Genomic DNA, 11306 nt, shown 5'->3' on the forward strand with positions numbered 1-11306 from the left:
AGGCTGGAGTCCTGTGCCTGTTACCGGAGTCCTGTCATGCAAAGCGATCTCAACGACACTTCAACCATAATGCCGCTTTCGGCCGGCCAGTGCCTGCGCCTGCGCGTGGCGGCGGGCACCGTGCTGCATGCCGGCGTGGGTGAACTGGAGGTAGCCGGGCCGCCGCAATGGCTGGCCGATACCTGCTACATTCCGCGGCGGCGCCTGCGCGCGGACGACACTTGGATCGTGCCCGCGCGCGGCTGGCTGGCGGTGTCGGCAAGCCGCGCCGGCGCGCTCTCGGTCACGGCCCCACCGGGGTGGCTGGCCCGGCTGCAAGCCTGGCTGGCGTTGTCCTGGCGCCGCACCGGCCCGGCCCGCCAGCCCGTATCCCGCCCGATTCCCGACTCCGCGCCCGAAAGACTATAAAATTGCGCTCCGGCCGGCCTGGCACATTGGTGTGCCCAACCCCCCGGCCGCAGTTCTCGGGTTCCCCATGCTACGTCTAAGTGAAGTCAAACTCCCGCTCGACCATACCGAAAGTGACCTGGACGCCGCCGTGCGCGCCAGCGCCGCGCAGATCGGCGTCAAGGGGGACGGCCTGATCGGCTATACCGTGTTCCGCCGTGCCCACGATGCGCGCAAGCGCTCGGATATCAAGCTGACCTACATCATCGATATCGAGGTGCGGGACGAGGCCGCCGCCATCCAGCGCATGGCCGGCAAGCCGCACTGGAGCGTGACGCCGGACATGGCGTACCACTTCGTCGCGCGTGCCCAGGCGGGCAGCACGCATCCGCGCCCGGTGGTGATCGGCATGGGCCCGTGCGGCCTGCTGGCCGGGCTGATCCTGGCGCAGTCGGGCTTCCGCCCCATCATCCTGGAGCGCGGCAAGGCAGTGCGCGAGCGCACCAGGGACACCTTCGGCCTGTGGCGCAAGAGCGTGCTCAATCCGGAGTCGAACGTGCAGTTCGGCGAAGGCGGCGCGGGCACGTTCTCGGACGGCAAGCTGTACAGCCAGATCAAGGACCCGAAGCACTATGGCCGCAAGGTGCTCAACGAGTTCGTGCGCGCCGGCGCGCCGGAAGACATCCTGTACAAGGCGCGCCCGCATATCGGCACCTTCCGGCTCGTGAGCATGGTCGAGAAGATGCGCGCGGAGATTACCGAGCTCGGTGGCGAGATCCGCTTCGAGACGCGCGTCGACGATATCGATATCGACGGCGGCCAGGTGCGCGGCCTGAAGCTGTCCACCGGCGAATACCTGGAAGCCGACCACGTCATCATGGCGGTTGGCCACAGCGCGCGCGACACCTTCGAGATGCTGCATGAGCGCGGCGTGTTCATGGAGGCCAAGCCGTTCTCGCTGGGCTTCCGCATCGAGCATCCGCAGGGGCTGATCAACCGCAGCCGCTTCGGCAAGTTCGCCGGCAACAAGCTGCTGGGCGCGGCCGACTACAAGGTGGTGCATCACTGCAGCAACGGGCGGTCGGTGTACAGCTTCTGCATGTGCCCGGGCGGCACGGTGGTGGCGGCTGCTTCCGAGCCGGGCCGCGTGGTGACCAACGGCATGAGCCAGTACAAGCGCGCCGAGCGCAACGCCAATGCCGGCATCGTGGTCGGCATCACGCCCGAGGACTATCCCGGCGGGCCGCTGGCCGGCATCGAATTCCAGCGCAAGTGGGAAGAGCGCGCGTTCGAACTTGGCGGCAGCAACTACTGCGCGCCGGGCCAGCTGGTGGGCGATTTCATCGCGGGCCGGGCATCGACCTCGCTGGGTTCGGTCGAGCCTTCGTACAAGCCCGGCGTGACGCCGACCGACCTGAGCACGTCGCTGCCTGACTACGTGATCGCGGCGATCCGCGAGGGCATTCCCGAGATCGACAAGAAACTGCCTGGCTTTGCCCTGCATGATGCCGTGCTGACCGGGGTGGAAACCCGCACCTCGTCGCCGCTGCGCATCCGCCGCAACAACGATGACTACCAGAGCATCAATGTGAAGGGCCTGTACCCGGCGGGCGAAGGCGCGGGCTATGCCGGCGGCATTTACTCCGCAGCGATCGACGGCATCGAAGTGGCCGAGGCCGTGGCGCTAAGCATCGTCGGCGGCAAGGCCGACTAAGCCTGCTGCAGGTAAGCCGCGGCGCCGAGCGCCGCGGTGCGCCCGCTGGCAAAGCACGCCGTCAGCAGGTAGCCGCCGGTGGGCGCTTCCCAGTCCAGCATCTCGCCCGCGCAGAACACGCCCGGCAGCGCGCGCAGCATCAACCCTTCATCCATCGCTTCGAAGCGCACGCCGCCAGCGCTGCTGATGACTTCGTCGATGGGCCGCGGGCGCAGCAGCCGCAGCGGCAGCGCCTTGATCGATGCGGCCAGCGTGTCGGCGTCGTGCATCGCTTCCCTGGACAGGCATTCACGCAGCAGCCCGGCCTTGACGCCGGTGAGGCCGAGCCGGCTTTGCAGGTGGCTCGACAGCGAGCGCGCGCCGCGCGGATGCTTTACCTGCGCGCTGACGTGCTCGGCGCTGTGCGCCGGCAGCAGGTCAAGGTGGATGGTGGCGTCGCCATCGGCTTCGATGCGGTCGCGGATCGGGGCGGACAGCGCGTAGACCAGGCTGCCTTCGATGCCGGTTGCGCTGATGACGAACTCGCCCTGGCGGTAGTGCGCTTGTCCGTCGCGGTCAGTCAGGGCGATGGCGACGGGCTTGACCGGCTCGCCGGCAAAGCGCTTGGCAAATGCCTCGCTCCACGCTACATCGAAGCCGCAGTTGGCGGGCCGCAGCGGCGCAATCTCGACGCCGCGCTCGGCCAGCCGCGGCACCCATGTGCCATCCGATCCCAGTCTTGCCCAGCTGCCGCCGCCCAGCGCCAGCACCACCGCGCGTGCCTGCACGACCGTTTCACCGTGGGGCGTGGCAAAGCGCAGCGCATGCCGCGCGCCCTCGTCCCAACCCAGCCAGCGGTGACGCATATGGAACTGCACGCCGGACTCGCGCAGGCGGTGCAGCCACGCGCGCAGCATCGGCGCGGCCTTCATGTCGGTCGGGAAGACGCGGCCGGAACTGCCGATGAAGGTTTCGATGCCAAGCCCGTGCACCCAGTCGCGCAGGGCCTGCGGGCCGAAGCCCGCCAGCATCGGCGCGATCTGCGCCGTGCGGGCGCCATAGCGGCCCAGGAAGGCCGGCTCCGGCTCCGCATGGGTCAGGTTCATGCCGCCCTTGCCGGCCATCAGGAACTTGCGCCCGACCGACGGCATGGCGTCGTAGACGGCCACGCTGGCACCCTGTGCCGCCAGCACTTCGGCCGCCATCAGCCCGGCCGGGCCGCCGCCGATGACGGCAACGTCGAGGCTGGCTTGGGAAGGGGGGGAAGTGGCGGAAGAGGGCATCAGGAGGCTCGGCAGGGGGCGGGGTGTTTCCGCCGCGGATTATAGAGCCTGCGGCAGCGCTAGAATGACGGTTTGCCGCGCCTTGCCATCATGACCTCCGCCACTCACTCCGCAGACACCGTCATCGCCGCCACCCGCCACTGGCTGGAGCGCGCCGTGATCGGGCTCAACCTGTGCCCGTTCGCCAAGAGCGTGTATGTGAAAGAGCAGGTGCGCTACGTGGTCAGCACCGTCACCGAGGCGCCGGACGTGATGGACGACCTGGAGCGCGAACTGCGCCTGCTGGCCGATGCCGATCCCGATCAGATCGACACCACGCTGCTGATCCTGCCTGATGCGGTGGCGGACTTTCTCGACTTCAACGACTTGCTGTACTTCGCCGAGCGCCTGCTCGGCAGCCTCGGCCTGGAAGGCACGCTGCAGATCGCCAGCTTCCATCCGCAGTACCAGTTTGCCGGGACCGAGCCGGACGATATCGAGAACTACACCAATCGTGCGCCGTATCCGATCCTGCACCTGCTGCGCGAGGATTCCATCGCCCGCGCGGCGGCGGCGTTCCCGGATGCGGCGGACATCTATGAGCGCAACCAGGCCACCATGCGCCGCCTGGGCCACGACGGCTGGCAGCGCTGGATGGCGGGCGAGGACGAACCCGAAAAAGGCTGATTACGCAGCCGGCGCCGGCGCGGTAAAGAAGCGTTCGCGCATCTCTTCCAGCCCCAGTCTTTCCAGCACCTCTTCCAGCCGCTCGGCGGGGCGGCGGCGCGGCAGGTCCTTGTACTGCGCGATGATCAGCTCGTTCTTCATCGAGTGTTCCCAGCCCACCAGCTCGGTCACGTTGACCTGGTAGCCGTGCGCCTCCAGCTGCAGGCAGCGCAGCACATTGGTCACCTGGCTGCCGAACTCGCGCGTGTGCAGCGGGTGGCGCCAGATCTCCGTCAGCGGATTGCCCGCCAGCAGCTTGCCTTTGTGCTTGCGCAGCACGCTGGCCACCTCAGCCTGGCAGCACGGCACCAGCACGATATGGCGGGCCTGCTTGGCCAGCGCAAAGCGGATCGCGTCGTCGGTCGCGGTATTGCACGCATGCAGCGCGGTGACGACATCGACGGTGGGCGGCAACTGCGGCGACGTGATCGAATCCGCCACCGACAGGTTCAGGAATGACATCCCCGGAAAACCCAGCCGCGCGGCCAGCGCCTGCGAGGTCTTCACCAGTTCTTCACGGGTTTCGATGCCGAAGATGTGTGAGTCGTCCTGCAGCGCCTTGAAGAACAGGTCGTACAGGATAAAGCCCAGGTACGACTTGCCGGCGCCGTGGTCCACCAGCGTGACGCGGCCGCGCTCGGCCTTGACCTCCTGCAGCAGCGGTTCGATGAACTGGAACAGGTGGTAGACCTGCTTGAGCTTGCGCCGGCTATCCTGGTTCATCTTGCCGTCGCGCGTCAGGATATGGAGTTCCTTGAGCAGTTCGATGGACTGGCCGGGGCGGATTTCGTGGGTATTTGACATGAAGGGGACTGCGCAGGCTGCGGGACGCGGCGCGTCCCGGAATGCCGACAGTTTACCGAAAAGTCCGGCGGGTTCCCCTGAAGACGAGTGGCGATGATGCCGTCGGGGAGTGCTGTGCGCTAAAGTTCTCTGCGCTGCTGCCGTTGGTTTATGGATCGATAACAAGCGGAGCGCCGGCACCCGCCGTGCGGCTGCACAAGACGATTCAGGGGACGCATGACGCATGAGTCGGGTTTGCGCCTGGAACTTGCCGAGCCAGGCGAGCAGGTGCATGCGCGCTACACGCCGCAGCCAGGCAGGCTGCCGCCGGACCAGGCCAGCCTGCGCCAATGCCTGGACAGCCTGGGCTGGGCCGGGGCGCGGCTGGATGCGCGCGCGGTGGCGCAGTTCCTGGCGCAATGCCAGCGGGCCGAGCATGAGATCGATGCCACCATCGGTGCGCTGATCGACGGCGCCTTCGAGCTCGACATCACCGCCGACGGCCTGGCCGTGCGGCTGACGCTGCTGCCAGCCGAAGGCGGCCGCCCGGTCAGCGCGGAGGACATCCGCCGCGCCGTGGCGGAACGCGGCGTGGTGGCGCCGATCCAGACCCTGGCACTGGACGCCGCGCTGGCCGAAGGCCGTTGCGAGCTGCGCACCATTGCCGCCGGCGCCGCGCCGCGCCAGGGTGAGCCGGCGCGCTTCATCAACCTGCTCGAACCGCGCAAGCCGGCGCAGCCTGAGGACGAGGCCGGCAAGGTCGACCTGCGCGACCTGGGCAACCTGCTGCTGGTCAGCCCCGGCACGCCGCTGATGCGGCGCATCCCGGCAGTGCATGGCAATGACGGCATCGACGTATTCGGCAAGCCCGTCGCCGCCGATCCGGTGGATGATCCGCCCTTTGCCGAAGGCCTGACTGGCGCTGCCGCCGATGCCGACGATCCGGAGCTGCTGCGCGCGGTGATCGCAGGATCGCCGGTGGTGGGCGTGCACGGCATCGCGGTCAGCCCGGTGGTGCAGGTGGACTCGGTCGACCTGCACTCAGGCAACGTGGCGTTCGACGGCACGCTGCGCGTTTCGGGCGATATCCGCACCGGCATGTCGGTCAATGTCAGCGGCGACGTGGTGGTCGAGGGCACCATCGAAGCCGCCAACGTCGAGGCCGGCGGCAATGTCATCGTCAAGGGCGGCATCATCGGCAAGGCCGACACCGGCCGCGCCGAAGGTGGCATCAGCCGCGCCAGCGTGCGCTGCAAGGGCGCGGTGAAGGCGCGCTTTATCGAGAACGCCGTGGTCGAGGCCGGCACCGAGGTCAACGTCGAAAGCGGCATCCGGCAGAGCGATGTTGCTGCCGGCGAGCGCATCGTGGTGGGCGGCACCGGCGCGCAGGGCAGCATCAGCGGCGGCCGCAGCCGCGCCTTGCTGGCGGTGCGCGCCGCGGTGCTGGGCGCACCGGCCGGCACCGCCACCAGCATCCAGGTGGGCCTGAATCCATTTGCCGACGCACAGCGCGCCGCGCTGGAAGCCGAGCGCCGCCGCATGCTGGCAGAGCAGAACAAGGTCAAACAGCTGGTGGATTTCTTTGCCAAGCATCCCGAGAAGGCCGTTGGCGACCTGCGCGAGAAGGCGCGCGCGACACTGTTCAAGCTGTCGCGTGACCTGTTCGAGCTGGAGGCACGCTTGACCGAACTGGGGCAGCAGATGCAGCCGGCCGCCGAGGCCGTGATCGACGCCGCGCGCCGCATCCATGGCGGCGTCACGCTGCAGGTAGGCAGCCGCGTGCTCAAAGTGATGGAAGACAAGCCTGGCGGCCAGATCCGCCTGGTCGACGACCGCATCGCCGTCAACTGAACGCGCGCTGTTATCCGCGGGGATTTGTACTATGCTGCAGTTATGTCCTGGGGTGCCGCAGGATGGGCGAGAGAGCTAGAGTCGGGCAGTGAATGAAGAAGCGGATCAGCACTCTGCGGAAGCGTTACACGGAACCAACTCACGTGGCACTGGAATAACCGAAAGGCCAGCCATCAAGGCTGGCCTTTCTGCTTTCTGTGACGGCTGCCAGGCGAACTACACTGAAGGTGCAACCATTACCCAAAGGAGGTTGCTATGGCCGCGACCTTGATTACCGCGCTGGTCCTGATCGCCCTCGTTGCGTGCGCCGCATTTGCCATCTGGATGTTGCGGGAAAAGAACCCGACGCTGCTGCAGCAGCAGGAGCAGTCAGTGCGCACATGGTTTGATCACATGATCCATCGCCACTGACGCCTGGCGATTGGCTTTCGTGCAGCCCGCCGCAACGGCGGGCTTTTTCATGGGCTGGGGTTTATGCCGCCCGCAAACGCAGTTCATGCAAGCCGCTGCGCTCCACCCGGGTGCCGAGTGCCCGTCCCTCGTCTTCGAACATGGCCTGCAGCCACGCCATATCCACTTCGCGCGCGTAGGCCAGACGGAAATGGCTGCGCCGCAACGGCACCAGCCGCAGGTCGGCGCTGCCGCCGGCATCGAAGCTGACAAAGGCCATCAGCGCCAGGTCCGGCCGGTATTCGTCGTAGCCACCGATGCCTTCGTAGTCGTTGATGAAATCGCCGCAGCCATACAGGATCGGCTTGCCGGCATGCAGCTCAATCCCCAGCGGATGATGCGAGGAATGCCCGTGCACGATGTCGATTTCGCCGCTTTCCACCAGCCCGCGGGCGAAGGCGCGTTGCGCGGGGTCGATGTGGTAGCCCCAGTTCGGGCCCCAGTGGATCGATACCACCACGACGTCGCCGGCACGCCTGAACTTGCGCACCTGCGCGGCAATGCGTTCGCGCGATGCAACCGACCAGTCTTCCAGCAGGTTCACGCCGGAATGTCCGGCGCTGGCGCGCCAGGCCGCCGGGGTGCCGGCATTTTCCATGGCGAGGGCCAGCACCAGCACGCGGCCGCCGCCGGGCCGCTGCAGCAGTGCGGCGTGCGCCGCGCTTGCCTCGTCGGGGCCGGCGCCGGCATGCGCGATATGCGCGCCGTCGAGCGCTGCCAGCGTATCCGTCAGGCCCGCGCGGCCCCAGTCCATCACATGGTTGTTGGCCAGCACGGCGCAGTCGATGCCGGCGGCCTGCAGGCAGGCGACATTGCCCGGATGCATGCGATAGTGCACCGCCTTGCCGGGCCAGGCATCGTCGCTGGTGGTGATGGCGGTTTCCAGGTTGACGATGCGCGGCCGCGCAGCACGGCTTTCCAGTTCCGCCAGGGCATCGCCCCACGGGTATTCCGGCGAGGCGGGGCGCGCGATCGGGCCGGCCTTGTGCTCGGCCAGGCGCACGTAGTCGAGCGCGGAATGCACATACGATTCATGCAGCAGCGGCTGGCTGGGATGCGCCAGGATCTGGTCGATGCCGCGCCCGGTCATTACGTCGCCGCACAGGAACAGGGGAGGGTGGCTGGCTGTGTTCATGGCGCAGACGGACGGCGAGAGGGCGCCGTGCCGGCTGTTCATTCATGATAGGCCGGCAGGGTGGCGGCGCGGCATGATCGCGTTGCGGCACTTGCCATGGAGATTGTGCGCGTGGGGCCAGAGGCCCATTTACATTCGAGCGGTGCCTGCCTTAAATGATGTAGTCATCGGTCCTCGTGGCCATTTCCCTGCACCCGGATGCCGCGCGCCGTCCGATGTTTCCAACCAGCATCGGGAGGCACACTATGGCCCAGCCATCGCAGGAACACATTGAGGCACTCAAGGCGCAACTGCGCGGGCGCCTGCTGCAGCCGGACGACAGCGGCTACGACGAAGCGCGCCGCATCTGGAACGCGATGATCGACCGCCGTCCGCCGCTGATCGTGCAGGCCGCGGGCGCCGCCGACGTGATCGTCGCGGTCAACTTCGCGCGCGACCATGGCGTGCTGCTGTCGATACGCGGCGGCGGCCACAATATCGGCGGGCTGGCGATCTGCGAGGATGGCATGGTGCTGGACCTGTCGCAGATGAAATCCGTGCGGATCGATCCCCACGCGCAACGTGGCTTCGTGGAGCCTGGCGCCACACTGCGCGATTTCGACCATGAAGCGCAGGCCTTTGGCCTCGCCACGCCACTGGGCATCAACTCCACCACCGGCGTGGCCGGGCTGACGCTCGGCGGCGGCTTCGGCTGGCTCAGCCGCAAGTTCGGCACCACCGTCGACAACCTGGTGTCGGCACAGGTCGTGACTGCGGACGGCAAGCTGGTGCGCGCCAGCGCCGACGAGAACGCCGACCTGTTCTGGGCGCTACGCGGCGGCGGCGGCAACTTCGGCGTGGTGACAATGTTCGAGTTCCGGCTGCACCCGGTCGGCCCCGAGGTCTATGGCGGGCTGATCGTCTATCCGCTGGAACAGGCCGCCGCGGTGCTGCCAGCCTACCGTGAGCTGTTCAAGTCGATGCCGGACGAGCTGACCGTCTGGGTGGTGCTGCGCCAGGCGCCGCCGCTGCCGTTCCTGCCGCCCGAGGCGCACGGCAAGCCGATCGCGGCACTGGCGATCTGCTATATCGGCCCGCCTGACAAAGGCCCCGAACTGGTCGAGCCATTACGCAAGCTCGGCACGCCCTATGGCGAGCATGTCGGTCCCATGCCGCTCACGGCATGGCAGCAGGCGTTCGATCCCTTGCTGACGCCGGGCGCGCGCAATTACTGGAAATCGCACAACTTCGCCGGGCTGGACGACGGCCTGATCACGATGCTGATCGAGCAGATCGGAAAGCTGCCCTCGCCGCAATGCGAAGTCTTTATCGGCGCCATGGGCGGGCAGACCAACCGCGTCGCGCCTGACGCGACTGCCTACGCAAGCCGCGACGCCAACTTCATCATGAACCTGCACGGGCGCTGGGACGTGCCCGCGGACGACGACAAGTGCATCAGCTGGGCCCGTGAAGTGTTCCGCGCGGCGGCGCCCTTTGCACTGGGCAGCGTCTATGTGAACTTCCTGACGCAGGAAGAAACCGACCGCATTGGCGCGGCCTACGGGCCCAACTACGACCGGCTGGTCGAGGTGAAGCGGCGCTACGATCCGGACAACCTGTTCCGCCACAACCACAACATCAATCCAGCGGCGTAACTGGCGTAATCTGCAGGGACAGGCAGGAAGGCGGGGCAGGGCGGGTTGCCTGCCCCGTTTTCACGCGGCTGCAATACTGGCATGCGAGTATCGCCGCGACCGCGTTGTATCCACAGGGAGAGCAGATCAGATGAGACCGGGCGAAGCAGAATTGGTGCGGCGCATCCACAACGAGGTGGCCGACTACTACGACGAAGAGATCGAACTGGAACTGGACGACCGCGAAGCCAGCGAGGCCTTCGGCGATCCGGTGCACCTGGACGACGAGGCCGAGCAGGACAGTCGCCGCCACTATTTCCGCGAGCTGTTCCGCCTGCAGGGCGAGCTGGTGCGGCTGCAGAGCTGGGTGGCCGCCACCGGGCACAAGATCGTCATCATCTTCGAAGGACGCGACGCCGCCGGCAAGGGCGGCGTGATCAAGCGCATCACGCAGCGCCTGAACCCGCGCGTCTGCCGCGTGGCGGCGCTGCCCGCGCCCAACGACCGCGAACGCACCCAGTGGTACTTCCAGCGCTACGTGGCGCACTTGCCCGCCGCCGGCGAGATCGTGCTGTTCGACCGCAGCTGGTACAACCGCGCCGGCGTCGAGCGCGTGATGGGCTTCTGCTCCGACGACCAGTACGAAGAGTTCTTCCGCTCCGTGCCCGAGTTCGAAAAGATGCTGGTGCGCTCCGGCATCCAGGTGATCAAGTACTGGTTCTCGATCACGCACGACGAACAGCGCTTGCGCTTTCTCAGCCGCATCCACGATCCGCTCAAGCAGTGGAAGCTGAGCCCGATGGACCTGGAATCGCAGCGCCGCTGGGAGGACTACACCAAGGCCAAGGAAATCATGCTCGAGCGCACGCATATTGCCGAGGCGCCGTGGTGGGTGGTGCAGGCCGACGACAAGAAGCGCGCGCGGCTGAACTGCATCCATCACCTGCTGAGCCAGGTCCCCTATGCGGAAGTGGAGGCGCCCAGCGTGGTGCTGCCGGGGCGCGAACGGCATGAGGACTATGTGCGGCAACCGGTGCCGAAGGAGATGATCGTGCCGGATGTGTATTGAGGGAACAGACCCTAGGGTTTGCACGGGGTGCGCCATCGTCCCCCTGCGGTAGACGGCTACCTATAATGAAAACAGCCACCTGTAAATCCAAGGGTGGCCGTTATCGTGGAACTGCTAGTTTTTTGGGCGGCCATGCTTGCTGCCTACCTTCTGATGAAGCGTGCCGGCTGCTTCAGCCAGCCGGTGCTTTATCCCGATTTAGATCATCCCTTCCGCTACTGGTGGGCGCAACGGCTGGGGCGCCCGCTGCTACCGCCGGCTTTGCCCGATCACAGGCAACAAAAAACCCGGAGAGCGTGACGCTGTCCGGGTTGGCTTGTGTGGGCGATGCCCTGGA

At 67.0% G+C, this 11306-nt stretch carries 10 protein-coding genes; 7 read left to right on the forward strand and 3 right to left on the reverse strand.

The genetic code is table 11. The annotated features are described in order from the left end of the window. Positions 1-36 precede the first annotated feature (36 nt). Together AC07UK_RS19775 and AC07UK_RS19780 are read left to right on the forward strand one after the other, a co-directional pair. Positions 37-408, forward strand: a complete 372-nt coding sequence (locus AC07UK_RS19775) for a hypothetical protein (protein ID WP_436221096.1) — start codon at positions 37-39, stop codon at positions 406-408. A gap of 67 nt (positions 409-475) precedes the next feature. Continuing rightward, positions 476-2101 (forward strand): NAD(P)/FAD-dependent oxidoreductase, encoded by a 1626-nt coding sequence (locus tag AC07UK_RS19780; RefSeq protein ID WP_436221097.1) that lies wholly within the window; start codon positions 476-478, stop codon positions 2099-2101. Here the strand turns inward: AC07UK_RS19780 and AC07UK_RS19785 are convergent. Beyond that, positions 2098-3363 carry a TIGR03862 family flavoprotein gene (locus AC07UK_RS19785; protein ID WP_494686217.1) on the reverse strand — a complete coding sequence of 422 codons (1266 nt, stop codon included), beginning with the start codon at positions 3361-3363 and terminating at the stop codon, positions 2098-2100. The genes AC07UK_RS19780 and AC07UK_RS19785 overlap by 4 nt on opposite strands. 90 nt (positions 3364-3453) lie before the next feature. On the opposite strand from AC07UK_RS19785, the gene AC07UK_RS19790 reads away from it, so the two are divergent. Continuing rightward, complete coding sequence (locus tag AC07UK_RS19790; protein ID WP_494686216.1) at positions 3454-4029, forward strand: DUF1415 domain-containing protein; 576 nt, start codon at positions 3454-3456, stop codon at positions 4027-4029. Here AC07UK_RS19790 and AC07UK_RS19795 read toward each other — a convergent pair whose 3' ends face one another. Further along, entirely contained in the window at positions 4030-4872 is an 843-nt protein-coding gene (locus AC07UK_RS19795) for a class I SAM-dependent methyltransferase (RefSeq protein WP_436221100.1), read from the reverse strand. 216 nt (positions 4873-5088) lie between these two features. On the opposite strand from AC07UK_RS19795, the gene AC07UK_RS19800 reads away from it, so the two are divergent. Both AC07UK_RS19800 and AC07UK_RS19805 read left to right on the forward strand, forming a co-directional pair. Then, positions 5089-6702, forward strand: a complete 1614-nt coding sequence (locus AC07UK_RS19800) for a flagellar assembly protein A (RefSeq protein ID WP_436221101.1) — start codon at positions 5089-5091, stop codon at positions 6700-6702. Positions 6703-6957: 255 nt separating this feature from the next. After that, positions 6958-7113 carry a hypothetical protein gene (locus tag AC07UK_RS19805; protein ID WP_010809186.1) on the forward strand — a complete coding sequence of 52 codons (156 nt, stop codon included), beginning with the start codon at positions 6958-6960 and terminating at the stop codon, positions 7111-7113. A gap of 61 nt (positions 7114-7174) precedes the next feature. Here the strand turns inward: AC07UK_RS19805 and AC07UK_RS19810 are convergent, their stop codons facing one another. Then, a complete protein-coding gene (locus AC07UK_RS19810) occupies positions 7175-8287 on the reverse strand; it encodes a CapA family protein (protein WP_436221102.1) in 1113 nt (370 codons plus the stop codon). Between the two features lie 245 nt (positions 8288-8532). On the opposite strand from AC07UK_RS19810, the gene AC07UK_RS19815 reads away from it, so the two are divergent. Then, on the forward strand, positions 8533-9921 hold the full coding sequence (locus AC07UK_RS19815; protein ID WP_436221103.1) for an FAD-binding oxidoreductase: 1389 nt from the start codon (positions 8533-8535) through the stop codon (positions 9919-9921). Positions 9922-10051: 130 nt separating this feature from the next. Continuing rightward, positions 10052-10969 carry a polyphosphate kinase 2 gene (ppk2, locus tag AC07UK_RS19820; RefSeq protein ID WP_436221104.1) on the forward strand — a complete coding sequence of 306 codons (918 nt, stop codon included), beginning with the start codon at positions 10052-10054 and terminating at the stop codon, positions 10967-10969. Positions 10970-11306: the final 337 nt, after the last annotated feature.

The organism is Cupriavidus sp. GW821-FHT07C08 (assembly GCF_059419025.1).